The organism is uncultured Mycobacterium sp., assembly GCF_964249325.1.
Taxonomy (GTDB): Bacteria; Actinomycetota; Actinomycetes; order Mycobacteriales; family Mycobacteriaceae; genus Mycobacterium.
This window is the reverse complement of sequence record NZ_CAXUCH010000012.1, coordinates 15491-41528: the sequence shown is the minus strand read 5'-3', so window position 1 is coordinate 41528 and position 26038 is coordinate 15491. Positions and strand designations below refer to the sequence as shown.

The 26038-nt window shown below is 63.0% G+C and carries 27 protein-coding genes and 4 pseudogenes; 12 read left to right on the top strand and 19 right to left on the bottom strand.

Translation table 11 applies throughout. The features are described from left to right. Nucleotides 1–31 precede the first annotated feature (31 nt). The 6 genes and pseudogenes from ACFE99_RS03320 to ACFE99_RS03295 all read right to left on the bottom strand — a co-directional run bounded on the left by ACFE99_RS03320 (nt 32) and on the right by ACFE99_RS03295 (nt 2756). Nucleotides 32–211, bottom strand: a complete 180-nt coding sequence (locus tag ACFE99_RS03320) for a DUF2191 domain-containing protein (protein WP_375482404.1) — start codon at nt 209–211, stop codon at nt 32–34. Nucleotides 212–619: 408 nt separating this feature from the next. Continuing rightward, complete coding sequence (locus ACFE99_RS03315; RefSeq protein WP_375482403.1) at nt 620–1030, bottom strand: Zn-ribbon domain-containing OB-fold protein; 411 nt, start codon at nt 1028–1030, stop codon at nt 620–622. Continuing rightward, a pseudogene (locus ACFE99_RS03310) lies at nt 1027–1412 on the bottom strand (nonspecific lipid-transfer protein); the annotation flags it as partial. The gene ACFE99_RS03315 and the pseudogene ACFE99_RS03310, both read right to left, overlap by 4 nt. Further along, nucleotides 1398–1755: pseudogene (locus ACFE99_RS03305) on the bottom strand (acyl-CoA dehydrogenase family protein); the annotation flags it as partial. The pseudogenes ACFE99_RS03310 and ACFE99_RS03305, both read right to left, overlap by 15 nt. A gap of 27 nt (nt 1756–1782) precedes the next feature. Next, the gene (locus tag ACFE99_RS03300; protein WP_375482401.1) at nt 1783–2391 is read right to left on the bottom strand and encodes a nitroreductase family protein; all 609 of its coding nucleotides are present in this window, start codon (nt 2389–2391) and stop codon (nt 1783–1785) included. Continuing rightward, a complete protein-coding gene (locus tag ACFE99_RS03295) occupies nt 2391–2756 on the bottom strand; it encodes a hypothetical protein (protein ID WP_375482399.1) in 366 nt (121 codons plus the stop codon). Before ACFE99_RS03295 ends, ACFE99_RS03300 begins: the two co-directional genes overlap by 1 nt. 123 nt (nt 2757–2879) lie before the next feature. On the opposite strand from ACFE99_RS03295, the gene ACFE99_RS03290 reads away from it, so the two are divergent. The 3 genes from ACFE99_RS03290 (at nt 2880) to ACFE99_RS03280 (ending at nt 5492) form a co-directional block, all read left to right on the top strand. After that, nucleotides 2880–4001, top strand: coding sequence for a phosphotransferase (locus ACFE99_RS03290; protein WP_375482397.1), 1122 nt, complete (start codon nt 2880–2882; stop codon nt 3999–4001). A gap of 5 nt (nt 4002–4006) precedes the next feature. Continuing rightward, nucleotides 4007–4246 carry a hypothetical protein gene (locus tag ACFE99_RS03285; RefSeq protein WP_375482395.1) on the top strand — a complete coding sequence of 80 codons (240 nt, stop codon included), beginning with the start codon at nt 4007–4009 and terminating at the stop codon, nt 4244–4246. Between the two features lie 325 nt (nt 4247–4571). Further along, entirely contained in the window at nt 4572–5492 is a 921-nt protein-coding gene (locus ACFE99_RS03280) for a TIGR03619 family F420-dependent LLM class oxidoreductase (protein WP_375482393.1), read from the top strand. A gap of 45 nt (nt 5493–5537) precedes the next feature. Here the strand turns inward: ACFE99_RS03280 and ACFE99_RS03275 are convergent, their stop codons facing one another. Further along, nucleotides 5538–6716 (bottom strand): cytochrome P450, encoded by a 1179-nt coding sequence (locus ACFE99_RS03275; protein ID WP_375482391.1) that lies wholly within the window; start codon nt 6714–6716, stop codon nt 5538–5540. 144 nt (nt 6717–6860) lie between these two features. On the opposite strand from ACFE99_RS03275, the pseudogene ACFE99_RS03270 reads away from it, so the two are divergent. Both ACFE99_RS03270 and ACFE99_RS03265 read left to right on the top strand, forming a co-directional pair. Beyond that, nucleotides 6861–6983 (top strand): annotated as a pseudogene (locus ACFE99_RS03270) (hypothetical protein); the annotation flags it as partial. A gap of 80 nt (nt 6984–7063) precedes the next feature. Beyond that, nucleotides 7064–7471, top strand: coding sequence for a TetR family transcriptional regulator (locus ACFE99_RS03265; RefSeq protein WP_375482389.1), 408 nt, complete (start codon nt 7064–7066; stop codon nt 7469–7471). 6 nt (nt 7472–7477) lie between these two features. Here the strand turns inward: ACFE99_RS03265 and ACFE99_RS03260 are convergent, their stop codons facing one another. Together ACFE99_RS03260 and ACFE99_RS03255 are read right to left on the bottom strand one after the other, a co-directional pair. Beyond that, on the bottom strand, nt 7478–8527 hold the full coding sequence (locus ACFE99_RS03260) for a spirocyclase AveC family protein (protein WP_375482387.1): 1050 nt from the start codon (nt 8525–8527) through the stop codon (nt 7478–7480). 299 nt (nt 8528–8826) lie between these two features. After that, nucleotides 8827–9191, bottom strand: a pseudogene (locus ACFE99_RS03255) (DUF427 domain-containing protein); the annotation flags it as partial. 171 nt (nt 9192–9362) lie between these two features. On the opposite strand from ACFE99_RS03255, the gene ACFE99_RS03250 reads away from it, so the two are divergent. Both ACFE99_RS03250 and ACFE99_RS03245 read left to right on the top strand, forming a co-directional pair. After that, entirely contained in the window at nt 9363–10199 is an 837-nt protein-coding gene (locus ACFE99_RS03250; RefSeq protein ID WP_375482385.1) for a hypothetical protein, read from the top strand. Nucleotides 10200–10245: 46 nt separating this feature from the next. Next, nucleotides 10246–11070 carry a hypothetical protein gene (locus tag ACFE99_RS03245; RefSeq protein WP_375482383.1) on the top strand — a complete coding sequence of 275 codons (825 nt, stop codon included), beginning with the start codon at nt 10246–10248 and terminating at the stop codon, nt 11068–11070. Between the two features lie 69 nt (nt 11071–11139). Here the strand turns inward: ACFE99_RS03245 and ACFE99_RS03240 are convergent, their stop codons facing one another. After that, on the bottom strand, nt 11140–12438 hold the full coding sequence (locus tag ACFE99_RS03240; protein WP_375482381.1) for an IS110 family transposase: 1299 nt from the start codon (nt 12436–12438) through the stop codon (nt 11140–11142). 1413 nt (nt 12439–13851) lie between these two features. Here ACFE99_RS03240 and ACFE99_RS03235 point away from each other — a divergent pair. After that, a complete protein-coding gene (locus ACFE99_RS03235) occupies nt 13852–14298 on the top strand; it encodes a hypothetical protein (RefSeq protein WP_375482379.1) in 447 nt (148 codons plus the stop codon). Nucleotides 14299–14421: 123 nt separating this feature from the next. Here the strand turns inward: ACFE99_RS03235 and ACFE99_RS03230 are convergent, their stop codons facing one another. From ACFE99_RS03230 to ACFE99_RS03210, 5 genes are all read right to left on the bottom strand, one after another. Then, nucleotides 14422–14571, bottom strand: a complete 150-nt coding sequence (locus tag ACFE99_RS03230; RefSeq protein ID WP_375482377.1) for a hypothetical protein — start codon at nt 14569–14571, stop codon at nt 14422–14424. Between the two features lie 456 nt (nt 14572–15027). After that, nucleotides 15028–15441 (bottom strand): Zn-ribbon domain-containing OB-fold protein, encoded by a 414-nt coding sequence (locus ACFE99_RS03225; protein WP_375482375.1) that lies wholly within the window; start codon nt 15439–15441, stop codon nt 15028–15030. Next, nucleotides 15438–16574: a nonspecific lipid-transfer protein gene (locus ACFE99_RS03220; RefSeq protein ID WP_375482373.1), complete on the bottom strand. Its 1137-nt coding sequence runs from the start codon at nt 16572–16574 to the stop codon at nt 15438–15440. The genes ACFE99_RS03225 and ACFE99_RS03220 overlap by 4 nt, the downstream gene beginning before the upstream one ends. Before the next feature lie 17 nt (nt 16575–16591). Further along, nucleotides 16592–18745: an acyl-CoA dehydrogenase gene (locus ACFE99_RS03215; protein WP_375482371.1), complete on the bottom strand. Its 2154-nt coding sequence runs from the start codon at nt 18743–18745 to the stop codon at nt 16592–16594. Between the two features lie 591 nt (nt 18746–19336). Next, complete coding sequence (locus ACFE99_RS03210; RefSeq protein ID WP_375482369.1) at nt 19337–19804, bottom strand: hypothetical protein; 468 nt, start codon at nt 19802–19804, stop codon at nt 19337–19339. A 94-nt stretch (nt 19805–19898) separates the two neighbouring features. Between ACFE99_RS03210 and ACFE99_RS03205 the strand changes: the two genes are divergently transcribed. Beyond that, complete coding sequence (locus ACFE99_RS03205; RefSeq protein ID WP_375482367.1) at nt 19899–20489, top strand: TetR family transcriptional regulator; 591 nt, start codon at nt 19899–19901, stop codon at nt 20487–20489. A 187-nt stretch (nt 20490–20676) separates the two neighbouring features. Here the strand turns inward: ACFE99_RS03205 and ACFE99_RS03200 are convergent, their stop codons facing one another. From ACFE99_RS03200 to ACFE99_RS03185, 4 genes are read right to left on the bottom strand one after another with little or no spacing between them, the layout of a single operon-like run. Then, entirely contained in the window at nt 20677–21294 is a 618-nt protein-coding gene (locus ACFE99_RS03200; RefSeq protein WP_375482365.1) for a TetR/AcrR family transcriptional regulator, read from the bottom strand. 9 nt (nt 21295–21303) lie between these two features. Further along, entirely contained in the window at nt 21304–21573 is a 270-nt protein-coding gene (locus ACFE99_RS03195; protein ID WP_375482362.1) for a cytochrome C oxidase subunit IV family protein, read from the bottom strand. Between the two features lie 3 nt (nt 21574–21576). Continuing rightward, nucleotides 21577–22146 (bottom strand): cytochrome c oxidase subunit 3, encoded by a 570-nt coding sequence (locus tag ACFE99_RS03190; RefSeq protein ID WP_375482360.1) that lies wholly within the window; start codon nt 22144–22146, stop codon nt 21577–21579. 41 nt (nt 22147–22187) lie between these two features. After that, nucleotides 22188–22919: a hypothetical protein gene (locus tag ACFE99_RS03185; protein WP_375482358.1), complete on the bottom strand. Its 732-nt coding sequence runs from the start codon at nt 22917–22919 to the stop codon at nt 22188–22190. Between the two features lie 449 nt (nt 22920–23368). Here ACFE99_RS03185 and ACFE99_RS03180 point away from each other — a divergent pair, with 449 nt between their 5' ends. The 3 genes from ACFE99_RS03180 to ACFE99_RS03170 all read left to right on the top strand — a co-directional run bounded on the left by ACFE99_RS03180 (nt 23369) and on the right by ACFE99_RS03170 (nt 25895). Then, entirely contained in the window at nt 23369–24505 is a 1137-nt protein-coding gene (locus ACFE99_RS03180) for a cytochrome P450 (protein ID WP_375482355.1), read from the top strand. Between the two features lie 5 nt (nt 24506–24510). Next, nucleotides 24511–24705, top strand: a complete 195-nt coding sequence (locus ACFE99_RS03175) for a ferredoxin (protein ID WP_375482353.1) — start codon at nt 24511–24513, stop codon at nt 24703–24705. A 332-nt stretch (nt 24706–25037) separates the two neighbouring features. Then, complete coding sequence (locus tag ACFE99_RS03170; RefSeq protein WP_375482351.1) at nt 25038–25895, top strand: hypothetical protein; 858 nt, start codon at nt 25038–25040, stop codon at nt 25893–25895. Nucleotides 25896–26038: the final 143 nt, after the last annotated feature.

The window sequence follows — 26038 nt, the reverse complement described above, 5'->3', positions numbered from 1 at the left end:
AACATCCAAAACCACAAACCTTAACCGCCAACTATGCGGAAAACGGGCCTAGGCCGCCGGCCTTCAACCATTCGATCTGACGCGCGCGAGCGGAGGATGCCGCGGCCTGCTGCAATGCCGTGCGAACAGTATCCGATACGCCGGATGTCTTTAGTTCCTTCTGAGCGGCGGCCAAGAGTTCGTCATCGAGGTCAATCAAGCGCTTCGTCATTAGTCAACCTCCACTCGTATATACGATACGTCGATCAAGTATATACTAGTCTCTGATAATCCGGTCCTCCAACGCGTCCGCGCCGTCGAACAGGTGCCCGACCGCAGCGGGCGGGAATACGCGGAAATCGAATATGCGGCTTTAACGGCAAACTCCGCCGTATTCGTTATCATGTTGGGCACCAACCTATTTCGCAGTCCGAGCGTACGCCGATAATTCGGCGACTCGTCCTGCATCTTTCTCGTAAGCGTTGTCGAGCCCTACCGCGAGAGCCCCGCCTGGGGCTTTTGCTTGTGGGCGCTTGCCCCCGAGCAGATGTATTCGGAGGAGATCGTCGGGACCATCATGGGTCGATTCGCCGAAGCCTATTCGGACCTGGGCACCCAGGAGCTCTTGCGCGAAGCGTGATCAAGCGATGACGAATTCGGGGATGCGGTAACCGCTCTCTCCAAGTTGAACGATCCGAAGTCGGATGCGCTGGCCTATGCGGACGTCGGCCGGATCGGCATCGATGACTGCGTTGATCCGCAGCCCAGGTTGCTCGTCGAGTTCGATCAGCCCGACGACATAGGGCGGCACACGGCCCGGCACGAGAGCTTGGCGCACAACGATGTAGCTGTAGACGATTCCTGCCCCGCTGACCTCCTCGAAATGTACAGGGCCGCCGGTGAACCTGCTGCGCTCCAGCGGCGGGTGGATCCATTTCCCGGTATCGTCGCACCGGCATAGCATCAACTTGCCGTCCTTGAGACCTTCCCAATACGGAGCAGTGTTGGGATCTGGAACCGGAATCGGCGGCAGCAGGAGCGGATTTGTCATGGCTTCTCCCTGCTGTATACGTTGGCGCCGCCGAACGGACCACCACCCGCGGTGACCAGAGCCAATTGTGCGTTGTCGACCTGGCGGACCCCCGCTACGTGGCGCAGCTGAAGCGCCGCATGGTAGTGGTGGTTGAGCCCATGAATGTAGCCCTCCGACAGCAGGCCGCCGTGCGGGTTGACCACCACGTCGCCGCCGTAGGTGGCCCGCCCGGTCGAGAAGTACTTTCCGACTTCGCCCTTCTCGCAGAAGCCGAAGCCCTCCATCGTCGCCATCACTGTGTAGGTGAAGCAGTCGTACATGCAGGCGACATCCATGTCGGCTGGGTGAGTCCGGTGTTTTCCCAGATCTTAGGACCGGCTGTGCGCGAATACATCTCCGTCAGCCATCGCTTGTGCTGTTCGTCGGTCCCGATCTCGGCGATCACCGCAGACGCTGCGACCGTTGGCAGAAACGGACTGCCGATGGCGGCGCGGCCCAGTTGCTCCAGCCGATTGTCAACTCGGGCAGTCCATACCACTCGCCGCCGAACTGCGCGTCGACGTGCAGGCCAAGCCATCCGGTGGAGACGATCTCCTTCCACAGGCCGTCGTCACGCCACTAGCGGCCCTGCCTCTTCGGCTCCAGCAGTATGCGGCGCGCCCCGGCGTGCCGGACCGACCGGCCACAATCGCCTTGGCGACATCGGCGACAGCGCGGTGGTCTTCGGTTATCGCCAATGGCATTGGCAACGCTCCGTTCTCATTGAATCGTCACCAGGGCTTGCCAAACTGTTCGCGGTATGTCACCGATGCCGCAGGACGACGACGGGGCGGTGACAGCTTCCTGGCCGACTTTCCGAGATACACCGCGGCCATGGGCAGCAGCGTGTCGGGGAGTTGGAGCTTCTCGCGGACCCGCTCAATGCCGAACGTGGTGAGCCCAGTGGTCAAGCAGGACGCGTAACCGAGGTCGGCCGCGGCGAGCAGCATGTTCTGCACCGCGGGATAGATCGAGGAGGGTGCGTAGATCTCCGGCACTCGTTCGGTGTCGGCACAGACCACCACGACCACCGGCGCCGCGGCGAATCCGCCTCGGTTGAAGCCGTATTCGAGGTCGGCCACCAGCGCCTTATCGTCGACGCTCTGCCGGATGAAGTCGCCGCCGCCCGCGTTCCAGGTCTCGGTCCACCAATCGGCCAGCTGGGCCCTGGTCTCCTCGTTTCGGACGACGACGAACGACCATGGCTGGGTGTTCTCGGCGCTCGGGGCGTGAACGGCGGACTCAAGGATGCGCTCCAGGTCAGCGTCGAGAACCTTGCCGTCAGGATCGAATCGCCGGCACGCACGTTGGGCGTGCATGACGGCCAGCAGCTCCGCCACTACGAATCCGCCACCACACGCTCGCCGCGGGGAGTCCATCCCGTCAACGAGATTGTGCTCAGATCCAGGTATTCGCCCAGTGACAGCGTGCCTGCCATCACCCGCTTGAGGAATTCGGCCATCACCACGTCGGGGGTGTTGTCCAGCTCGTAGATGACCAGGTAGCGGTGTGTCGGCGGGGGCAGCTGCGCGGGCAGGTCCTCATCGTCTGGGACAGTCACCTCCGAGAGGTCGTAGCGCTGCGCGGCGATCACCCCGGGTACGTCGAGGACTTCGGGCACATGCTGGGAGTCGTACCACTTGTTGAACGCCTCGTCCTGACCCTCGATCGGATTGGTCAGCACAATGAATATGTCTTGGGCCATTAGCAGACACGCCTTTCACCTGGGATCGAGCTAGCTGTGACACTATGACAGTTAACTGTCATAGTCAACGAGCGCCTAATGCGACGGTCCCTGTCACACCGGCCCAAACCGAAAAGGATTGCGATGACCAGCGAGGCCCTGCCCATCACACTGCGCTGCGCCGACGACGTAACTCCTGAGGTACTGACCTCGTTGTTGCGCCGCAGCGACCCCGCGGTGGTGGTCACCGCCGTCGCGGTGCGACGCACCTGGCAGGGCACCACATCTCATGTGCATCTCGATGTGGAATACGCCGATCCGGCTACTCCGCTGCCGCACAACCTCTTTCTCAAGACGCAGCTGAACACCGTGCACGACCTACCCGACGCCGTGGATGTGCAATTGTCCGAGGGCGGTGGCGGGACGGTGCTGCTTGACGACGAGACCCGCTTCTACCGCGACCTTCGCGCGGATTTGAATGTCGAGACGATGAAGACGTACTTCGCAGATCACCTGGACGGTCCGTCGCAGTTCATCATTCTCGGTGAAGACATCACCCTGCGCGGAGCGCAGGTCCCCGATGCCGTGGCGGGGCTTTCGGTAGAACAGGTCGACGAGCTGTTGGGAACCTTGAGCCAGGTGCACGCCCCCTTTTGGGGCAGTCCGCGACTGATCGAGGGCGGTGACCTGTCCTGGCTGCAGCACCCCCTCACCGGAGGGTTCGCTGAGTTCTTGCGCGCCAATGGATTTGCGATCATCCGCACATTTCTCGAACATCCGCACAAGCGTGAACTGCTCGACGCCGCGGGTGCCGACGCGGACACACTGGAAGCGGCGTTCTGGAAGCTTCAGGAGCAGGTCGCACGCGGGCCGATCACGCTGCTGCATGGCGATCCACATCCGCGTAACACGTACACACTGCCCGATGGCCGGATGGGTGTACTGGACTGGCAACTGGTGCGGCGCGGGTCGTGGTCGCACGATGTCGGCTATGCACTGATCGGCGCCCTGGCCCCCGACCTCCGGCGCACGCACGAGCGGGAACTGCTCGACAACTACCGCGGGCGGCTGCTGGACGCTGGCGTGTCGTCGCCGCCGGATCGCGAGGAGATGTGGACCGCCTACCGCGGCTGCCCGGCGTGGGGCTTTTGCATGTGGGCGATCACGCCCGATCAGATGTACTCGGTGGAGATTGTCACAGCGGTGCTCGGCCGATTCGCTGAGGCCTGCTCGGATCTGGACACAGGTGAGTTGCTGAGCTCTTAACGCGGGTGCGGCAACACGTCGCGCATCTGCCTCCAGACCAGCTTGGCGGCCAGAAGCGGCGCAACGCGGCTCAGCTTGTCCAGCAGGAGCGCGTCGAACCCGGCGAAGACCCCCTGGAATTCTTCTCGATGCCGAGGACGACCTTGGTGGCCGCCACTGGCGCCGGCATCATCCTCATCGAGTTCGCCGTCGCTTCGTTTCCCTCCGGAGTCATCACGCCCGAATTATCGCGATGTCTGTCCTGACCGCTCCGGGGAACACGACGCTCACGAACACATCTGTGCCACGCAGTTCGGAATTGAGGCCCTCGGCAAGCATTTTGACCAGCCCTCGCGGGACCATCGGTCGCGCAGTCGATCGCGCCGGGCTGGACTGCTTGCGTGCTGGACATGACCGCTTCTTGGTCGACTGTGGCTATGGGAAACGATACCGACGCCCGCACCGGCTGGTTGACGAGCGGTCCACCGTTGACTCTGACAGTAGACTGTCATAATGTTTTAGTCACTCGGCCACATGCGGTCGCCGAAAGTGCGTGCCTCGGGTTCTCCACCCAAACCGGGAAGGCTGGCAATGAAATTCACCGTATACCTGCCCAACTGCATGCACGTCGCAGCGATCACCCAGCCGTGGGAGCACGGCCTGACCGGTCAGGACATCGCGCTGGCCGCCCAGACCGCAGAGCGCCTCGGATACTCGATGGTGTTCCTTCCCGAGCATTACCTGACGCCGACCCCGCATCTCGCGCTGTCGGGCGATCACTACTTCGACGCCACCACGGCCCAGGCGTTCGTCGCGGGTGCCACCTCGGCGATTCAGGTCGGCTCGATGGTGACAATCCTGCCGCTGCACAACCCAGTGATCGCCGCGAAAGCGATTGCGACGCTGGACTGGTTTTCCGGCGGGCGGGCGCAGGTGACGGTGGGGGTCGGCTGGCTCAAAGAAGAATTCGACGCGATCGGGGTGCCCTTCAACAAGCGTGGTCGCGTTACCGACGAGTGCCTCGCAGCGATGTTCGAGCTGTGGCAGAGCGACTCGCCGAGTTTCGACGGCGAGTTCGTGAAATTCACGGATGTGGCGTTCGGACCCAAGCCGATTCGAAAGCCCCGTCCGGCGATCTGGATGGGGGGAGACGCCGACGCGGTGCTGCGCCGAGCGGCCCGATTCGGGGACGGCTGGGCACCCTGGACGACCAGACCCGAGGAACTCCCGGCGAAGATGGACTATCTGCGGTCGCAGCCGGGATTTGACGACAGGGCGTTCTCGCTCTTCTACAGCCTCGCGGTGTTGGCCATCGGTCAGGAGCACGCCATCGTCGATGACCCTAATGCGCAGTTCGGCCAGAGCGCCCAGCAGGTGATCGACAACTGCAACATGCTGGCCGAACTCGGGGTTACCGATACATGGGTCAACCCGCCACCCCTCGAGGGCTTCAACGCCTATCTCGACCACATGTCTTGGGTTGCCGAGGAGATCATCCCGAAGGTCGGCTGAGCGCTTGGACGAACTATGTATTCGGGTGACCAGACCTCCGGATAGCTACGCGGGTCTGATGTTCAGTGGCACCGATTGCAATCCCATGGTGCCGGTGGGCCACGGCACCTGTGGCTGCTTGCCGTCGATCAGGGTGTACTCAGGTATGCGGGTGTGCCACTCCTCGAGAATGAGGCGCAGCTCCAAGCGCGCCAGATGGGAGCCCAGGCACCGGTGCGGACCCCGCCCGAACGCGAAGTGCACCGCCTTGCTGTCCGGATGCACCTCGTCTGCATCGTCATACCGTTGTGGATCGCGGTCCGCACTACCGTAGCTCAGCATCACCCTGGTGTCCTTGGGCAGCACTCGGCCCGCTACCTCGACCTCTTCGGTGGTGACTCGGGGAGCGAACGGAACAGGTCCGTCGACACGGAGCAGGTCTTCAATGAAGCCCGGAATGAGAGCGAAGTCGTTACTGATCCGTTGCCGCAGTGAGTAATCCCCAGCGAGCTTGGCCAACGAGAAACCGACGGCCGAGGTGACGGTGTCGAGACCGGCGAGCACGAACATGAAGCACAGCCCGAGAATCTCGGTGTCATTCATGCCGCCGTCTTCGGTGTTTTGGATCAATTGTGTGAGCATGTCGGTGCCGGAGGTGTCCGTTCGCCGCTCGGCGATGTGCTCGTTGAGGTAGGTGAAGAGCTCCAGCGCATAGGTCAGGACCTCGGGCGTCGGCTCGCCGCTGCCGGGATCGGTGAACTGCAGGATCGCGTCCTTCCAGTGCACCAACCTGTCCCTGTCTGCCATCGGCAATCCAAACAGCGTCAGAAAGACCTGCGAGGGAAACGGCGTGGCGAGATCCGCCATCACTTCACACTCGCCCCTGTCCACGATCGCGTCGATCAATTCCCCTGCCTGCCGGCGCAATTCAGGCTCGCGCTCAGCCATCTTCTTAGGGCTGAAGAACGGGTCCAACATGCGGCGGAATCGGGTGTGGTCGGGGGGATCGATCGCGATCGGGACGAGTGGGACGGGGCTGCCCAAGACGTCGAACGCCTTGGCCGACGAGAATATCTGCGGTCTCTTGGCAGCGAACTCCACCGCCGCGGCGCTCGTGAGCACGACCTCGTCACCGGAGGTCACCGCCTCGCCCGCCTCACGCAGCTCCCGCCATGCGCGTGATCGATCCCGCCCGAATGGCAGGTCGTTGATGTTCACGGTCCCGTTCAAGGCGGTTTCGGACATGTCGGGAAGACCCTTTCCAGACGCAGCGATTGCGAATTCGAACTATGACAGTAGACTGTCACATCTGATGCTTGAGTATCGTCGGCGCGGCAGCAGGTGTCAACGACGCACCACACTTTGGGTGGTTGTATTGCATCAGCGGCGATGCGGCTGAGGAGGCTGACCGATGGCGCGGGCGATCGTTCGCCGCGGAGCGAACATGCGGACAAGATGCGCACGGCGCTACTGGAGGCTGCCCTGAATCTGTTCAGCGCCAACGGGTGTGGACAGACGACCACCGATGAGATCGCTGACGCAGCCGCGTGTCACCGCGGACGTTCTTCCGTTACTTTCCGACCAAGGAATCGGTGCTGTTCTCCGGCGAGTACGGCTTCATTCACGCCTTCAGCGGCGTGTTCCTCGCCCAGCCCGACGCCCTGTCGGACTACGAAGCGATGGCCGCCTCCTTCGCTCTGCTCGCGCCCGGCCTGAAACGCATCCGCAAGCGGATCGCGCAGTATCACGAAGCGGTCGCTTCGTCCTTCGTACTGCAGGGTCATGAACGTCAGAACCACCAGGCCCACGCCGATACCGTCGCGAAGGTGATCGCGCAGCGGCGTCAGCGGCCCGCACCCGATGACGAATGCCGCCTGCTCGCGGCGATCGGGATGCTGCTGGGTCGAGCGCGCCATAAGCGATGGTTGTCCACCTCAAATCGCGCTCTCGACGATCTGATTCGGCAGGAGTTCGCCGCGTTGCCGTCGGTGTTGAAGTAGCCGCCCCTACCGGTCGTTGAATCGGGTGCCGTCCGGGCAGGGTCTGGGTGTGTCAGGTCCGCAGAACTGCGTGCGCAGATAGGTCGGGTATGTTTCGGTCGGCCCGGCGTACAGACCGGTCAGGTTGAGCGGGACATCGTAGATCCCGATCGCGACCACGTGCAGGAACCCCGTGACGGCAAGTACCCGCAGCAGCGACTTCGTTTTCGCCCCCGCCCAGCGCAGCGTCTCGGCACCGCCCTCGACCCGGATCTGTCCCTTCTTGTTGCGGAAAAACATCAACGCACCGCTGGAACTCAACACCAGCGACCACAACACCGGCCCGTACAGCGGAACCTGAACCGTCTGGCCTGCCCACAGTGTCAGCGCCGGGATCGAGGCCGGATACCCGAGAAGCCCGCAATGGAGCGCCACGATTTCTAATGGGAACTCGATGACGTATACGGCCAGCCAGCCGCAGCAGAAGGTGCGGACCGGTCCCAGCGTCGGCCGCTGGCGTCGCGCCCGGCCCATCGCCCATTTTGCGACCTTGCCCATGGCTAGGGGCATCCAGATGTAAATCATCCCGATCATCAGCACTGGCTCCGCCATGAGCCGACTGCCCGGGCTCAGCGAGCCGGGGACGTTCTCCATCCAATTGCTGAAGTTCACCAGCCCTGCGTTGTAAAACAGCACCGGTTGAAACCAGTTGATCAGGGGGTCGTGCCACCACGCGAGCGTCGACCCGATGACGACGGCGGCCTCGACGCAGAGTTGACGTTCCCGCACGCTCTTGCGGACCGCGTAAACGATCGCGACAAGTGCCAGTATCGGGCAGACGATCTGGAAGATGGTCATTGCCAACTGTGTAGCGCCCGGGATCGGATCGGGTCCCGGATCAGCCGGCGTCGCATTGCCCGAGACGATCCATGAGGTGTAGACATAGGCGGCGAATGCCACGCATACCACACCGATACTCGACCAAAAGAGCACAGGCCGAAGGGTTTTGATGTGCGCATCCGGCGCCGATGGCGGTCCTGAACCAGCGACGCGGCCAGCGCTCTTGAGGTCCGTCACCGTGAGGCGTCCTTGGGCGTTCTCACGGCCTCCAAAGATGGCAGTTGACTGTCACAATGTCAACACCGGCGGCGCAGTCTGACATTGTTGTCTACACCACCAGCCTTCTGCTAACACCGGCATTATTCACCGGCATCCTCTACTATTTCCCGTCAGACACGATGACGCCAACTCCCCTGGCGTTGTCTATATCTGACAGTAGTAGCAAGCTTTTGGTAGTAATCCGCGATCACATTCGCACGGCGTAGGAATCGAGGACGTGTCGGTCAGCTTGCCTGATACGCGCGACCGCTTCACCGTCAGCGCGACCACTTGGTGGCCGGGCGTTCCCGGCGCTCGCCGTCGACCACCACGTCCACGCGCTCGTCGAAAAGGCGATTCGGTCTCGCACTGGCTCGGCGTCGTGCAGCGGCTGATGGTAGGTCCAGGCCACATCGGCAGGACCGTCGGGCACCGAGAAGTACGACGCCCGCCCCTTGTACGCGCAGTAGGTAACGGTCTCGCTCGGTTGAAGGTCGACCACCACGTCGTCGGGCGGCAGGTAGAACCGGACCGGCAGCAGCGTCTCGAACAGCAACATCGGTCGTGACGATTCGGCGAGTAGGCGCCCGTCTAGTTCGAGCCGGATGTGGCGGGTGCTGGCCAGGATGTCGATGCGTTTGAACAGCCTGCGCGCCGTGAGCGCTAGGCAGATGGCGCCTCGGGTACGGTGTGACTCCGGGCGTCGCTCCCTGGCGGGGGACTCGACGCTTCCTGCTGGCTGGCCGACCAACGCATGAAGCGACAAGGTGCGGTGCCGCTGGACACGGCGACACCTCGCAGCAACAATGCTGCGGTGCATGATCTCGATGATGATGAAGCCAGGTCGCGCATAGCGTGGCTGGCCGGTGAGGACCTGCCGGCCGACGGGGGGATCCCAGGAGGGACCGGTTTTGATCCGGTGACCGGCTGGCATGCGTCGCTGTGGATTCTCAACGCGGTGTATGAAAACCCGGAGCTGCCCGCGGACATGACTCATCACGACATCCACCAGCAAGCCATCAAAGCCGGGTTACGTCAGCCCACCATGGTGGGCGAGATCAATCTCGACGAGTTGACGGTCACCACGGGACAGTCGCTGGGGTTCGCCGAGCGGCCGGGTGGGTCGTGGCGCCGTGTGCGATGGGCCGAGATCGGGAGGCGCGCCGGTTTCGGGTTCTGGGCGGTGTCGGGTCGCTGGCCCGATCTGCATTACCTCCCGCACGAGCAATGGGAGGATCGCGCAGTGATCCCGCCCGCAAGCTGTCCGCGGATCGGTCCCACTGAGCTGTCGAGCTGGCCGGTCGCCCTGTTACCGCCCGCGGAAGGATCGCTGGACGACGAAAGCCTGCAGGCACTGATCGCGGTGCTTACCGACCACACTCCCCCAGCGGCGTTGGCGCAGTGCGACTTCTACTTCGGGTGCCCACCGTTACGCGACGGTCCCCGGATGCTCACCGGACACCTGCGCGAGGTGAGATCCCTGGTCGACGACACCGGCTTTACGCCGAACAACATGTGGCCCGCGGATCGATCGTGGCTGGTGTACACCGACTACGACCTGTGCGCGACCCGGATCAGCGGATCCACCGAGCTGATCGCGGCCCTGAGGTCCGTCGACAATCTCGATTCGGTGCTGTGCGGGCAGCCGTAGCGAACTCCATAGGAAGCCGAGCCGGCTGTGACGGTACGCTAAGCCGGTGGCGATCTTGGGTTGGCTGACCGCGCGCCGGCGCCCCCGCAGCGCCACTGAACAATCCCCGACCAACCCGGGCTTCGACGCCGCTGTTGACTGCACCCCTTGGGTGATCGCTGGGCTTTGGCCTGACGAGTTGTCGACGACAACAGCGGAAACGGCTTTGCTTGCCGAGTATCTGACGGCGGACCTGCAGCGGATAGCACGTTGTGCCAACGAGAAACTGCGCCTCCGCCGGCAAGCCGGAATGCATGATCGGGCCCGCGAAGCGCGGATCGTTGCCGATGCGCGCGCCGCTGCGGTTCGGCGCGTCGAGTCGACTCTGCGTCAACTGCGCACCGAGCGGCAGAAAGATTCCGGGCGCCGGCGGCGCCGCAACACCAATGGTGGCCCCTTCAACACCTGTGGCCATGCGCGGTATCGCGTGGACGCCCCAACGACCGCCGACAACACCACCGCTGCATCCGGTGCTGATTCGCCGGAGTGCGGCGAACAGGTGCGGCCGGTTGTCTACCCGGACATGCGGACGGACGAGCAGGCCCTGTCAGGTGAGCCGGCCGGCTCAGCCGAACCTGCGCCGCAGGCGTCGGCAATAGAACCGGCCGATGCTGAAGGGTCAACGGCGCTGCACGCGTCCGATCACGCGACCGATGTCTTCGAGAACCTCGCTGCCACCGAGCAGGAGGGGCGGGTCGACGACGAACCGTCAACCGAGATGCCGGCTACTGGGCCTCTGCAAGCTGCGAATGATGAGGCTGGCGCTGCTTCAGATCCCGAGCAACCCGTCGATGAATCCACCATTGTGTTGCGGAAAACCGAGGATCACTGACCTCCCGGTACCCGCCTTCGGCCGGGGCCGATACTCGCGACCCGGGTAAAAATCTGGGCCACAACGCCTTTAAGACACGCCCATCCGGTCGAGCACAGCGGCCCATTCGTCAGCGCGACGATCGAGTTGGGCCAGTGTCCGTGATATCGAGGCCGTTGCCGCAGAAGCACGTCGGCGCCCTTTAGCTCGCAAGACTTTTCGTGGCGCCGGGGCGCTGCCCCGTTTAGCCCGTTCGTCGGCTCGGCGCTCGACCTCGTCGATGGATTTAGCCCATTCGTCGGCGCGGCGGTCGAGGTCGGCGAACACAACGGCGACGGGGGCACGATCGCGGTCTGCGCGCAGCCGGGCGAAAACCGTTCTGGCGATGCGCCGTTTAACGCCGTGGATGGCGTAGTGGTGAGAGTTTTCCACCGCACGTCGGCGACGGTAATACGCTTCGGCAGGTGCGCCCTTTTTGATTTGGATCATCGCGATTTGGTGCAGCGCGGCGTTGAGTTGCCGGTTGCCGCCGGGATGGGATCGCATGCGGCCGCGGGGCGGCCCGGACCAGTACGGGATCGGGGCCAACCCGGCAAAGCGCGCGAACGCCGCTTCGCTTTTGAAGCGGTTAACGTCCGCGCACTCCCAGATGATGCGGGCCGCGGTGAGGGTGGAGCAGCCATACAGCGCCAACAGTGACGGCGCAGCGGCTCGCACCTGGGCCGCCATCCGCGTCTCGAGTGCGTTGATCGCCGACGTCAGGTGAATGATGTCGGCGAGCTCGTCGCGGGCGAGCTCGGCCACAAGACCTTTTCGGCCCGCCAGCCATGCCGCGAGCAGGGCTTGCTGCTTTCGCCACGCCAGTGCGCCCGAGCTGATCCGGTGCGTCGGGTCGATTTCGTGTACCCGCCACAACAACCGCTGCATCATGGCCGTGCGATCCTGCACGAGGTCGTCGCGGCGGTCAACGAGCAACTTCAAGTCCCGTGTCCACGGGGTGTGGCTGGCGATGGGAAGGTCCGGTTCGCGCAGGGCGGCCAGCGCCGCCGCCAGCGCGTCGATGGGGTCGGATTTGCCCCAGCTGCGCGCCGTCTTGCGGGTGCGGGCCACCAGCTGGGTCGGCACCCGGATCACCCGCTGCCCAGCGTTGAGCAGGTCGCTTTCCAGCCGTGCGGTCAGGCCTCGCGAATCCTCCACGGCCCAAACAATATCGGTGCCGAACTCGCTGTTCGCCCAGCGCAGAGCGGCAAGGTGGCCGGCGGTCGTCGCCTCGACCGTCTTTTCGCCGAGCTCGCGGCCGCCGGCATCGACGGCCACCAGCGTGTGGGTTCGTTTGTGGGCGTCTACACCGATCACGATGGAGTGGCCGCTGTCGTCAGAGGTGTGCATAGGCAGATTGTGTCGCGCAGACGCGCGCGGCGGGCGACTTTTCGCGGGTGCCCACGGGGATCGGTAGGGCTGCCGCGACCTCTGCGGCGTATGTTGCATCGCAGCGTTTCTTGCATCGTGCCGACCGATCGCCTCTAGCAAGGTGCGATTCATTGCGCGCTGCGGCAGTTCGCACTGGCGGCGCCACCAAGAGCGGAGCCATCATCGTGGCAGCGCCTATCGACAGCGGTCTGGTTGATAGGCCATGTTTTCGGCGTGCGCTGACCCATGGCCGGTATGACTTGGCGATCGCCGCTGTCGGCGGCAACGGTCGCGGCGATCGGTACACCTGGGGCGGCACCATGTGATTCAGCCAGCCCTGCGGCACCGTACTCCTCAGCCAGGCCCCAGGTGATACCGAGGCGATCGCCGCCTGCGCGATCAGCGCCCGTGATCACTCGCGAGCGCAACGGTGCTCCATGCAGTCGCACCGACCCCATACCGCTCGCCGCGCCGACAACATGTGGGTCGGCGCCCGTGTTCACCGGGGCATGCTGTTGGCAGCCAGGCGCGGCGATCCGGGGCTCCTCGACTGTACCGCGAGGCGTAACCAGCCGGCACACCGTTGGGACGCCGAACGGCCTTGCTCATCCACCGGCGGCGTTTGCCGCCCCTGAACGACCTCGGCGGCCCCATTGCAGGGCGTAATGCCGCAATGAAGCGGCGGGCGCGCCCTCTCGACGAGCCGGGCCGGATGCCAGCGTGGCCTTCAACAAGCTGGCGCTCTAAGATGATCAGTGACTATCACCGCCGACATTTTGGCGGACACAGCCTTATCGCTGCACCCGCACGCTTTGCATTGCCTTCTGACATGTGCCGCACACCATACTTCGCGCGATCGCCCTGGCTGGCTACGAAAAGCGTGGTAATCAATGAATTTCGATTGAAGCAGAACGCACCGCACCACAGCGGTCCCAACCACGATGCTCAGGCACCTTGACGCGCCACCGTGGACCGGCTGGGCGCAAGCCCTACGCCCCTACGCTGCAGCATGTTTCGCGGCGCAGCCATTGCGTCCACTATGCGGAAGCGTGAAGCCGTCATCGATGCGCGACATGATACCCACCACTACGACAGCGCTCCTTGTGGCGAAAGTCACAGCGAGGGGCCATATCTGAGATACCACTGGTGTGGTAACCCTCCGGCCAACCCTAAAAAAGCGGATCAAGGGCGTTGGCGCACGGGTTAGCGTTGACGAATGAACCAAATAAAGGGCGTGTCGTGGTAGACGGGGGTGCGCCGGCCGAGATGCCGACGCGGCCGTATTCAGCGGTTATTCTTGGCGGTTTGTGGCCGGCCACCGACCCACAGTCCTGGGCCGAATCTGCGTCAGCGTTTCGCGAAAAAGCCCACGAGTTACTGTCTAGTGCCGACGTGATCCAGCGTGTCGGCGAGAGTGTGGCCGCTAAGGACCAGCCGGGGTGGATGGTCAGCGGGTTCGTGCAGGAGTGCCGCCACAACGCCGAAACGGTGACGCGCCATGCCCACGAATACCTAACCATGGCCGATGCCGCGGAAGAGGTTGCCCGGCTGCTCATTACGATGCGCCATGAGCTCGACGAGATCGACCGCCAAGCCAACGACGAGATCCACCAAGCGCTGTCCTCAGGTGCAAGGAGCCTGAGCGCTGCGACCAAAGCCATCATAGTGGATGACGTCGTGTCCCGCGCCCGTACCCGTGCGACAGAAGTAAGCACCGTCACCGCAAGGGCAATCTCTTGGCAGACCGCGAAAATAACTGGGGAGCAGGAGGATCGAGGCAACACGGCCTTCATGGACGGTCAGCCAGAAAGCGAGGAGACAGCACCTAGCGCTGGGTAAGACTAGTGCGCAACGACTTTGGGTGTGGAAGCGTTTGGTGTGAAAGCACGCGATGTTGTCCGTACAGCAAGCGTGTTCGCGGACTCTTCCCGAGCTATCGGCGCGGAGATGACGCTATCCGGTTCAATGCGATTGCGGGCCGTCCCAGGCCATCAATTCCGCGGCCTTGGCGAGAATGCCCCGTCGACGACGATCTGGGTCACCGCACGGTCGGCCTGAGCCGAGGAAGTGAAATGCCCCACCGATCCGTATCTCGAGGTCACCGGCGGCCATAACCGCTTCTCCCCCAACGTGTTTCGTGCGGTCGGCAAGCGGTGGTACCAGATTGGCTGACCGGCCCCATGAAGCGGTCGATCTGGTCCGCCATCCGCCACCGGCGGCCATCTCGACCAACGTGATTCTCACCGAAATTGCGGACAGCCAGTGTCTCTCAGAGCCGGAAAATCCGGACACTTTCGACAAGAACATACAGCAAACATGCCGGTTCTCAAGGTCGATGCTGTTAGGCCGCGTGCTCCGGGAAAGGCATACAGTTTGACGCGATGTGATCTGCAGTTCGTCTCAAAGTCGTGTCATCTACCTGCGGCAACTACGGCTAAAATCGGCTGAATGGCGGATTCCCTAAAAGTCCGCGTTGGCGAATACTAACGACGAACAGCGCGCGACAATGGATCGGAAGACGGCTGCCAGCGCCGGGGTCTATGGCGGTGCCGGGATAACGGGCTGGCATCAACCGTCGAGCACGAATTCCGGCATACGGTAACCGCTGTTGCCCAGCTCGACGATCCGCAGCGCAACTCGCTGCCCGATCCGAACCTCCGCGGGATCACAATCTATGACGGCATTGATCCGCAGCCCGGGCTGCTCATCCAGTTCGATGAGGCCCACGACATAGGGGGCAACCCGTCCGGGCACCAGCGCCTGGCGAACCACGATGAAACTGTAGACCGTGCCCTTGCCGCTTACCGGTTCAAAATGCACACGACCGCCGGTGAATCGGCTCCTCTCCAGCGGGGGGTGGATCCATTTGCCGGTGTCGTCGCACCGGCAAAGCATCAACTTGCCTTGCTTGAGTCCCTCCCAATAGGGAGCGGAGTCGGCGTCGGGTACCGGAACCGGCGGCAGCCTTGCAGGATCGGTCACGGCTTCTCCCGGCTATAGATGTTGGCGCCGCCGAACGGGCCGCCGCCTGCGGTGACCAGCGCCAGCTGCGCATCGTCGACTTGGCGGACCCCGGCGGCGTGACGCAGTTGCAGCGCCGCTTCGTAGTGGTGGTTCAATCCGTGGATATAGCCTTCCGACAACAATCCGCCGTGCGGGTTGACCACTACATCACCGCCATAGGTGGCGCGGCCAGTCGAGAAGAATTTGCCGACTTCACCCTTCTCGCAAAAGCCGAAGCCCTCCATGGTCGCCATCACGGTGTAGGTGAAACAGTCATACATGCAGGCGACATCCATATCCGCTGGCCTTAGCCCAGTCCGCTCCCATATCCTCGGACCCGCCGTTCGCGAATACATTTCGGTCGGATCGTCCCACTGCGTCCACCCTGCGCCGCTCTGCGAGTTCGACGACCCGACCAGCCACACCGGCGGCTGCCGGCCGTCACGGGCGACGTCCTCCCCAGCGATCAGGATCGCGACCGCGCCGTCAACCTCTGAAGTGCAGTCAAGCACCCGGAACGGTTCGTTGATCCATCGAGCTGCCAAATAGTCGTCCATCGTCAACGGTTCGCGGCGTAAGGCATGCTCATTGGGGCCGGCGTGGGCGCGCTGGGTGATGGCGATCTGGCCGAGATCCTCACAGGTGGAACCATACTCATGCTGGTGGCGGCGAGCCCACATGGCGAACCACTGCGGTGGAACCATGAATCCCGAGGCGGTGTCGAACTGGCCATCGTGGTGGACCTGCATCGGGCCCTCGATGTGGCCGAACCGGTAGCCCGATCGGCCGTTAAGCGACCGATACACCAAGACCGCCCGGCACATGCCGGCTTCGATTACCGCAGCTGCTGTGGCGATCTGGTCGGCAACCAGGTTCCCGCCACCGTACATCGCGTTGGCCCAACGTAATTCGTCGATACCCAGCGCCCATCCGACGTAGATCGGCTGCTCGGAGTCATTTGCCATGTAGGTGCAGATGCCGTCGACGTCGGCCGGCGTCATTCCGGCGTCGGCCAGCGCGTCGCGGCACGCATCGACCGCCATCGCGCGGGTTGTGCGACCAGATCGCCGCGAATACGGGGTGCGGCCAATGCCTACAACAGCACACACCATTTCAGTAACTCTCCGTTCTACTTCGTGGGCGTCGGTTCGCGCGGAAGTCCGAGAATGCGCTCGGCAATGAGGTTGCGGAGCACCTCCGACGTTCCCCCCGCGATGGTCAGGCACCGGCTGAAAAGGTAGTCGTGTAACACTTCTGGGTCGCCGCCGATCAACAGCTGAGGTCCGGCGATGCGCACGGCCAGCTCTGTCACCCGTTGGGCATGTTCGGCGCCGAACAGTTTGGCGATGTTGCCCTCGACCCCGGGGCCGGCATCGAACACCGCTCGCGCCGCTTGCCGAACGTTCAGCGCAGCCAGCGCATAGGCCTCCACGAGGAGCGCACCGGCCTCGCGTGCGAAGCCGACATCATCAGGCCGGTGGCGTGCGAGCAACTCGAGCAACTCATCGGCGACCATCGTCACCGATCCCCCACCGATCGACACGCGCTCGTTGCCCAGCGTGGCAATCGCGACTTTCCACCCCCCGTTCACCACACCGATGACGTTCTCGTCGGGCACGAAAACGTCATCGAAAAACACTTCGTTGAACAACGTTTCGCCGGTGATCTCGGTCAGCGGCCGGATGCGTACGCCGGGATGGGTGAGGTCGATGACCATGGTGGTAATGCCCTGGTGTTTGGGCGCGCTCGGATCGGTGCGTACGGTGGCCAGGCCGCGCTGGCAAGCCATCGCGTCGCTGGTCCACACCTTTTGGCCGGTGACCGACCAGCCGCCGTCCACGCGTTTTGCCTTGCTGGCGACCGCCGCCGCGTCGGAGCCGGCGCCGGGTTCGCTAAACAGCTGACACCAGCGCAGCTCGCCTTCGAGGCTGGGCCACACCAGTCGTTCGATCTGCTCATCGGTGCCGTGCTGGAGCAACGTGGGCACCACCCACTCCCCCAGTCCGAGGTTTGGCTTTTCCAGCCCGTCTAATACCTGCTCGATGATGAGCTGCTCGACCGGGCTGGCGCCCCGGCCGTACGGCGGCGGCCAATGCGGCTGTAGATATCCGCTGCGCGCCCAAAGCTTTTGCCGCGCAGCGGGACTGGTGCCGGCGACCGCGGCGCGGAACTTCTCGGCCGCCTGCCGGTAGTGTTCGTTGCCAGCCGGCAGATCCACGGTTTTGCTGCGGGTCAGTCCTTGCCTGCGCAGTCGGATCACCTTTTCATGCAGCGCCTCCTGAGCGCCAGCGAAGGCCAGCAACACGGTAGCGCGCCTCAAATACAGGTGGGCATCGTGCTCCCAGGTGTAACCGATGGCGCCGTGCACCTGAATGTTCTGCAAGGCCACCCGCTGGTAGGCCGGCAGCACCTGCGCCGCGGCCATCGTCGCGGCCAGCAGGGCCTCGGATCCATTGGCGCGGGCAGCATCCCAGGTGACCGCGGACGCTAGTTCGGTGTCGACCAACATGTTGGCGCAATGGTGCTTGATGGCCTGAAACGCGCCGATTGGACGGCCGAACTGTTCTCGTGTCGCCGCATACGCAGTCGCCATCTCGGTGCAGGCTCCAAGACCGCCTACTGCCTCGGCGGCGGCCAGCAGCCCAACGGTGGCTGCGGCGAAGGACGCGCCACCCGAAAAGACGTCGGCCACCGGCGCCGAGTCCAGCTTCAGCACTGTGATCGGTCTCATCAGCTGATCCACGGACTCAATGGTTTGGGTTGTCAGCGCATCGCCTGCCTCGACGAGCACAAGGTCGTCTCCCGCCTGCACCGCGAAGAGGTCGGCGCCGGGTTCGGACAGTGCCGCGATCCCGTGAGCGTCGACCCGCGAGTCCGAGACCCTGGCAGCGCTGGTCACGCCGATACCGGCGACGACGTCGCCCGAGGCGAGGCCCGGCAGCCAGCGCTGGCGCTGCGAATCGGTTCCCAGTGCGGAGATCACCGCGGAGACCGCAACCGTCGGAAGAAACGGCCCACCGATCGCGGCCCGGCCGAGTTGTTCCAGCACAATGGCCAGCTCCGCCAGTCCGTATCCCTCGCCACCGAATTGCCGGTCGATGTGCAGGCCCAACCATCCGGTGGAGACCATCTCCTTCCACAGCTCGTCGTCGTCCCACCATCGGCCCTGGACAGCAGGGGCCAGCAGCATGCGCCGGGCTCCGGCGAGGCCGGCGCGACCCGCAACCAACGCCTTGGCGACCTCAGCCAGCGCGCGGTGGTCTTCGGTTATCGCCAACGGCATTGGCCACCCCCCATACCCATTGCTGCTCTCACCACGGTTTGCCAACTGCGCGCGAAAGCCGAACTCCAACAGCTGGACGGCGCCGCGGCGGCGACCGCTTGCCGGTCGATGCGCCCAGCCGCACCGCCGCCGTCGGAGCGGGCGTGTCCGGCAGCCTGCATGGGCGACGCCGCCGTCCACGGTTGTGCCCTTAGGGTTGGTCGCTGGCACGCGTGCTGATAATGCAGGACCGCCGGCAGTTCACCCACTATGGCCTCACCCGGTCGCCGCACGGAGTCCACCTTGTCGCAATGATCGAGCTCAGATCGATCGTCTTGGCCGTCGATGGCATTGGTTAGCACAACGACGATCTGCGGTGCCATTGGAAATCCACGCCTTTCAAACGAGCCGCTGCAACGAAGCAATAATGACAGTATACTGTCATTATTATTTGACGCTGACAAATGACGATGCCAATGCGCGCGGCGACGATCTGATTCGCTGTTTACCTGCCAACCAGCATGCAGGTGCTGCCCGGGTGGGTGAACTCCGATATCGCATCCTTCCACGCCACCAGCCTGTCTCGGTCGGATAGTCGTAACCCGAACAGGGTCAAAACACCTGAGACGGAAATGGTGTGGCGAGATCGGTGAAGATGTTGCACTCTCCCCGCTCAACTATCGCATCGATGAGCTCGCCTGCCTGCCTGGGCAATTCGGGTTCATACTCGGCCATCTTCTTCGGACTGAACAATGGATGCAGCAGGCGGCGAAACCGGGTGTGGTCGGGTGGATCGATCGCGATTGGCACAAGTGGCACGGGGCTGCCCAGCCGGTCGAAAGCCTTTGCAGACGAGAAGATCTCGGGCTTCTTGCAAGCGAATTCAACCGCCGCCGCGCCGGTCAACACGACCTCATCGCCGGGATCACCGCTTCCCCGCTGCACGCAGTTCTCGCCATGGCCGATTTCGGTCGGTGGCAAAGGGCAGATCGTTGATATGCACACGGGCATCAAGGTCGAGCTCTGCCATGGATAATTTCTGCTCACTGACAGCAACCTGCCATACTTGTAGACAAGCATCGTGGGTTGACCAAGCGGCTGTCAACGATCCACGCGACCCGCGCGATCGCTGTAGGGTCGGGCCAACCCCGAGTTAGCCGAGGAGGTGTAGGCCATGGCGCGTGGCGACCGCTCACCGCGAAACGAACACGCCGACAAAGTCCGTAAGCGGCTCATCGAGGCGGCGATGAATCTCTTCAGCACCAACGGCTACGACGCCACCACCACCGACCAGATTGCCGAGAACGCCGGCGTCTCCCCGCGGACCTTTTTCCGATACTTTCCGACCAAGGAGTCGGTGCTGTTCTTTGGCGAGTACGACTTCATCAATGCCGTAAGCGGGGTGTACCTAGCCCAGCCCGAGGAACTTTCGGACTACGAAGCGATGGCGAACTCGTTTGCCTTGGTGGCACCGGGGCTCAAGCGCATCCGAAGCAGAATCGCGCAGTACCACGAAGCGGTCCAGTCATCGCTGACCTTGGTTGGTCGCGAGCGGAGGAACCACGAAGCCAACGCGGAGACCATCGCCAGGGTGATCGCGCAGCGGCGCGGACTGCCCACTGCTGACAGCGAGTGCCGACTGCTGGCGGCGGTCGGGTTGCTGCTCGTCGAGCGAGCCCTCAACCAGTGGTTGGCCGGCCCCAATCAAGGACTAGACGATTGGATCCGGCAGGAGTTCGCCGCGCTTCGGGCGGTGGTGCAGTGAAGCAACGGGTCGTCAAGCGCCTGATCGTCTTGTTGCACTGCAATAAGTCGAATCGAAACGAACAAGAGGCGATCGGTCACTGCATCTAGCGTGGGTGGTCACCACAACCAGAAGATACGCCGATTACATAACGGGAAGGGAAACTCGCGAACGGCCGGCGCTACCGCCGTCGCGTGCGAACTGGGCTTTACAACCCGGTCGAGATGAGCAGTGACAACTCCTCGATGATCTCGCCGGCGCCAGGTACCTCGTCATCGCAGCGATAGGTGTTACGCAGAAACGTCGCCGAGACACCGATGAACAACATCAGCAGCCGCAGCTGCAGCCCTGGCGACGAGTGCCGCAAACCCTGCGCGGCCAGGTACCGTTCCATCGGCGCCACCATTGGCTGCAAAGTTGCGCTGATTTGGTCACGCACACGGTCGAGCTCATCACCTGATGACTCGTCGGCGAACACGTGCACCATCGCCCGGGCAATCGACTGATTCGATGCGATGAACCGGTAGAACGTGGTGGTGAACCGCCGAATCACCTGATCGTGATCCATCGCGGTCAAAGCGGGGTCGTCAAGCCAGTCTCGGTGCAACCCCGCGACCGCATCGAGCAGGGGCGTCACAACGGCTTCAAAGAACAGCTTTTCCTTGCTGTCGAAGTACCGGAAAATCAGATCGTGCGAAACCCCTGCACGCGAAGCGATTTCGCGGGTGGTGGCGGCGTAACCGCGTTCGGCGAACACCTCCCGGGCGGCCGCCTCGAGCAATCCCGGAGCACTGCCACGCCGAACGCGCTGGCCCTGACCTGCCATCGCGAAACCTCACAGCCACAGATACATGCCGGCGAGAACCCCCCACAAGGCGAGACAGTATGCCTCGAAGACGGCGCGCAGGATGGACGGCGCGCTGCGCAACTCCATGAAATCCAGCCCGACGAAACGCACCTTGATCGCCGCCAGCGCAAGCACCACCACGGCCACGCCCGAGCCGACCCCGTGTTCAGCTCCCAGCGTCCACGACACCAACGTGACAACGACGAGGGCCAGCCAGACAATCGTGGAGCGGGCTCGCAGCAGCAGTGCCAAGTTCATCGCTCAACTCACCAGATACAGCAGGGCGAACAACACAACCCACAGCAGATCCACCAGATGCCAAAAGCATCCTCCGCCTTCGACGACAGCCATTCTGGTCGCGCTAAGTTCACTGCGCCGGGCTTGGGTCAACAACAAGATGAGCACCACCACACCGATCAGCACGTGAAAGAGGTGCAGGCCGGTGAGGATAAAAAAGTAAAGGTAGAAGTTGTTCTGCGTCGGGATGTGACCCTGGGCGACTTTGGCGGTGTACTCCACGCACTTCAGTCCGATGAACGCCAGGGCACACATCAGCGCTAGGGCAAGGAGTAACTGCGCAGCGCCACGCTGCGCGCAGCGGATCGCCCGGATAGCAGTCGCCACAAACAGCGAACTGGTCAGCAGGATCAGCGTATTGGCGACTCCAATGCCCAGGCTAAGGGTGTGGCGCGACTGGTCAAACAGCTGCGGTGCCTGCCCACGCTGGTACATGAAGGTGGCGAAGAAGACGCCGAACACCACCATGTCACCGAACAAGAAAATCCACACACCGGGTTCTCCCGGCACCCGGCGAGTCGTGTTCGCCGCCATCGACCGATCGCCGCGCACGACCGATCGGAGAACCATCTGGTTCACGCCGCCGGTTCCCACTCCCGGCGCGCCGCGCGCTCCTCGCGCTCAGCCGCTTCGACGTCAACAGCTTTCGTCAGCATCACCGTCACGACGATCATCCAGATACAGAAGACAGTCAGCGGAATCCAGAAGGCGAAAATCCCATTCCACGCCAACGGCCCGGTCTTGAACAGATAGATCGCGCAACCGGGAACACCCAGGACCGCATACCAGATGTTGAAATAGCCGAACCAGCGCGGAAAGCTCGGCCGTTCGCGCTTGTCGATGAATACGCAGAAGGCCAGGATGATCACCTGCGTGATCAACGGGCCGACGAGTCCGACGAAGATGAACCAGAAGATGTCGTTGAGCGCCTGCGTCACATCGGGGTTGCGCTCGGGCCGGTAAGCGGCGGCGACCGCAAAAATCGCGCACAGCGAGAAACCGAACGGGAACGTCACCGAAAGCATCACCTGGGTCAGCGACATCACCCCCCAGTAGCCCTCGATGCGTCGGACCTGGCGGGACAGCAGCGCGAAGAACGGCGCGAACAGGAACGCGAAAAAGATCATCAACGCCAAACCGATTCGGATGCGCCATTGTTTGTGGGCGTAGATCGCCGCGATCTGCTGGGCGCTGTCGCTGGGCCGCAGCGGCGGAATTATCCCGGCGATGATCCAGAACATGACCAGAAACGCACCAACCATGGCCAGTCCCAGCCACGCGGAAGCCTTCTCGATCGTGACATGCATGGCGACTCCTACGCTCACGGCACCGGGAGTTCACATTAGGCAGCTCGCCCGAGTTAGTCAACCATTGGTCGACTATCGGGTAGAATAGGTTTTAGATGTTCCATCCGCGTACGTAGGGGCACTCGGCGCCTTGTCACGGTTGCAGCTCTTCGTCGCAGCGGTGACTCGCTACATCAGCGCCTTGCCCTCTTGCATTAGACGAAGCCAGCTTCTGACGTCCTGTTCATACCAAAAGATGCGTCTGTGGTCGGCTAAACCAACAGTGGCGTGCATACATCGACGCGCTCTATGCACACGCCATCGCCTCCGCTCCTTGTCTACTTCTGACAGAGATGGCTAGAATGCCACGATGTGGCGTGCGTCACGTTGGCTGCCGCCAATCACCGCCAGAAGCGAGGACCAGAGTGACCACTGAGTCATTACCGCGAGTACACACCGACGATCTTCCGATGCCGGAGGCGCGCGACCAGGCCTGGCATATCCTCGACGAGAATCCGTTGCTGGAAGTGGAGGACGGCTATGCCGCAACGAGTCGTGACTTTGTCGAACTGGTCCTGAAAAACCCCTCGGTGTTCTCGTCAAAGAAGGCCTTTGACGTGCTGGGAAGTCCGGTACCGCTAGTTCCAATCGCGTTCGACCCGCCCGAGCACGCCCGCTACCGGCGCATCCTGCAGCCGTTCTTCAGCCCCCGCGCGATCAAGCCGCTGGAACCCGACCTGCATGCACAGGTCATCGACCTCATCACCCCGATCGCCGAGCGGGGCGAGTGTGAATTCGTCTCCGAGGTCTCGTCGGTATTTCCCACCCAGGTGTTTTTGACCCTGTTCGGATTGCCCCTCGACATGCGGGACCAGTTCATTGAGTGGAAGAACGCGGTGCTCAATCTCAGCGCCGCTGCCGGGCAGACGTCAGTGGACGAAGCAGCCCAGCAGGGCATGCTCAAGGCCGCCGAACTGTACATGTACCTATCTGAGCTTGTGCAGAAGCGCCGCGGCGTGCCGGGGGATGACGTGCTCAGCCAGGTCTTAAATGTGCAGCCCCCGGATGCGCTGTCTGACGAAGAGGTCATCGGATTGTGCTTTCTTTTCGTCCTTGCCGGGCTGGACACTGTGACGGATGCTCTCGGCTTCGGCATGCAGCGTCTGGCGCAAAACCCCGACCGGCGCCGTGAGATCGTCGAGGACCTCTCGCTCATTCCTGCCGCCACAGAGGAATTGCTGCGGCTGGATCCACCCGCTCCGTTCCTGCCGCGGGTCACCACGCAAGAGACTGACCTGTTGGGCTATACCTTGCCCGAAGGCAGTCGCGTCACCGCTTATCTTGCAGTGGCCAATCGCGACGAGAAAACCTTTCCCCGTCCGTACGACATCGATTTCCACCGGGCAGATAACCGCCACATCAGCTTCGGCATGGGCGTACACCGCTGTCTCGGCTCACATCTGGCACGGCTGGAGATGCAGGTGCTCTACGAGGAGTGGCACAAGCGCATACCGGACTACCGCATCACCGCAGGCACTACTCCCCGAGTGCATTGGCCACGCGGCACCGTCGGTCTGGAGTCGCTATACCTGACGATTGGGAACTAATCACCATGAAAGTCTCAATAGATTCGGGCAAGTGCATGGGCCACGGCATGTGCTACGCGCTCGCCCCGAGCGTTTATGCCGACGACGACGAGGGCTACGGCATCGTGATTAACGACGGCACGGTCCCTCCAGACAAGGCGGAAGCGGCACGAATCGGTGCCGCCAACTGCCCCGAAGGGGCGATATCGGCGCGGGACTGAAACCCCACCACAGGAAGTTTCGGCACTGACAGTGATGAAAGGCGCTTCGTCGTGATGTGTGATCGACGGGTGCTGTGCGCAAGCCATAGCCCGAGCAAGGAACGTGGCACCGAGCAACGCTTCGGGCGGAAGTGTCGCACCGCAATGGCCGCGACGGCCGTCAAGCGTTTCCACCCAGAGCTCGTTGTGTTGTTCGGCGCAGACCATCGCCGCGGCTTCCGACATGCGCTGCCCGCCTTGGGTGTAGCGCTTTCGGCGTCGATGCTCGCCAGAAGCGCCCTACCCTGCCGGCGAGCTCATCGCGCCGCGCGTCGCGCGGAGTTCGAAGCCCAATGTGGCTACTTCTGAAAGGAATTGACGTGGTACACGAGCCTCCGGTGACTCTCTCGGTTGCGCATTCATCGAGCGTCGCCTTTACAGCCCTTTGTGCAGTCGGCTTCTTGATTGCTGCCGGCTTTGCGGTTCACCGCGCCGCTCGTCGCGACATGTTGCTTGCATGCGCGACACTGGCCGGCGTCGCGGCATGCCTGCTGGAGCCGCTCCTGGACTTCCTGGGGTTGTGCTGGTACGCGCGCGACAATTTCGCTGTCGTTTTCATTGCCTTCGGTGTGTCGATACCGCTGGCCGCTTTGGTTGGGTACGGGTTCTTGTTCGGCGCAGAAGCTTACATCGGAGCCGTCATGATGCGGCGCGGCGTCAAAGCGAGCAAGTTGTGGGCGCTGTACGCATTTGCCTGGACATTGGATTTTGTGCTGGAGGTGCTCGGCATACATGTGCGCTTTTACACTTATTACGGTCCGCAGCCGTTTTCGGTCTTCAGCGTGCCATTGTGGTTCATGTTCGTAAACGCCGCGTTTCCGATCGTGGCCGGTGCGGTCTTTTACTTGTATTGGAACCGACTGCGAGGTGCTGGTGTGCTGCTCGCTATTCCACTGCTGCCCTGCATATTTGGCGCGCTCTATCTCGGTACCGCGTGGCCGATCTTCGTGGCGCTGCACACCGAGGTGCCCGGCATTGTGATATGGGCGGCGGCCACGGCTACTATCGCTATGAGTCTGGCCCTCGTTCGGGCGATAATCCGCGCGATCGCGACAGCTAACGAGGGCCGACAGGCAGGCGAGGTGATGGCAGCGGACATCACCAGCACACCAGCGGCTTCGGAAGCGAAACTGAAGCCCGCCAGCACGTGACGCGGCAACCAGAAGTGCAAAGTCGTTCCGCTGGCGAAGGTAACGGATACTGCATCTGTATCGTCCAACACAACGGCAGGCCGCGATTCGCGGCGTTGGCACACGGGCGATAAGCGTCGCAGGGCCCGCCTGCCCAGTTACCG

Excerpts from the sequence above, each read along its gene's own strand:
- ACFE99_RS03320 (WP_375482404.1), bottom strand. The coding sequence starts at position 211 with ATGACGAAGCGCTTGATTGACCTCGATGACGAACTCTTGGCCGCCGCT.
- ACFE99_RS03315 (WP_375482403.1), bottom strand. The coding sequence starts at position 1,030 with ATGACAAATCCGCTCCTGCTGCCGCCGATTCCGGTTCCAGATCCCAAC.
- ACFE99_RS03295 (WP_375482399.1), bottom strand. The coding sequence starts at position 2,756 with ATGGCCCAAGACATATTCATTGTGCTGACCAATCCGATCGAGGGTCAG.
- ACFE99_RS03290 (WP_375482397.1), top strand. The coding sequence starts at position 2,880 with ATGACCAGCGAGGCCCTGCCCATCACACTGCGCTGCGCCGACGACGTA.
- ACFE99_RS03280 (WP_375482393.1), top strand. The coding sequence starts at position 4,572 with ATGAAATTCACCGTATACCTGCCCAACTGCATGCACGTCGCAGCGATC.
- ACFE99_RS03275 (WP_375482391.1), bottom strand. The coding sequence starts at position 6,716 with ATGTCCGAAACCGCCTTGAACGGGACCGTGAACATCAACGACCTGCCA.
- ACFE99_RS03240 (WP_375482381.1), bottom strand. The coding sequence starts at position 12,438 with ATGCACACCTCTGACGACAGCGGCCACTCCATCGTGATCGGTGTAGAC.
- ACFE99_RS03230 (WP_375482377.1), bottom strand. The coding sequence starts at position 14,571 with ATGGCCGCCGGTGACCTCGAGATACGGATCGGTGGGGCATTTCACTTC.
- ACFE99_RS03220 (WP_375482373.1), bottom strand. The coding sequence starts at position 16,574 with ATGGTGTGTGCTGTTGTAGGCATTGGCCGCACCCCGTATTCGCGGCGA.
- ACFE99_RS03215 (WP_375482371.1), bottom strand. The coding sequence starts at position 18,745 with ATGCCGTTGGCGATAACCGAAGACCACCGCGCGCTGGCTGAGGTCGCC.
- ACFE99_RS03210 (WP_375482369.1), bottom strand. The coding sequence starts at position 19,804 with ATGCTTGTCTACAAGTATGGCAGGTTGCTGTCAGTGAGCAGAAATTAT.
- ACFE99_RS03205 (WP_375482367.1), top strand. The coding sequence starts at position 19,899 with ATGGCGCGTGGCGACCGCTCACCGCGAAACGAACACGCCGACAAAGTC.
- ACFE99_RS03200 (WP_375482365.1), bottom strand. The coding sequence starts at position 21,294 with ATGGCAGGTCAGGGCCAGCGCGTTCGGCGTGGCAGTGCTCCGGGATTG.
- ACFE99_RS03195 (WP_375482362.1), bottom strand. The coding sequence starts at position 21,573 with ATGAACTTGGCACTGCTGCTGCGAGCCCGCTCCACGATTGTCTGGCTG.
- ACFE99_RS03190 (WP_375482360.1), bottom strand. The coding sequence starts at position 22,146 with ATGGCGGCGAACACGACTCGCCGGGTGCCGGGAGAACCCGGTGTGTGG.
- ACFE99_RS03185 (WP_375482358.1), bottom strand. The coding sequence starts at position 22,919 with ATGCATGTCACGATCGAGAAGGCTTCCGCGTGGCTGGGACTGGCCATG.
- ACFE99_RS03180 (WP_375482355.1), top strand. The coding sequence starts at position 23,369 with ATGCCGGAGGCGCGCGACCAGGCCTGGCATATCCTCGACGAGAATCCG.
- ACFE99_RS03175 (WP_375482353.1), top strand. The coding sequence starts at position 24,511 with ATGAAAGTCTCAATAGATTCGGGCAAGTGCATGGGCCACGGCATGTGC.
- ACFE99_RS03170 (WP_375482351.1), top strand. The coding sequence starts at position 25,038 with ATGTGGCTACTTCTGAAAGGAATTGACGTGGTACACGAGCCTCCGGTG.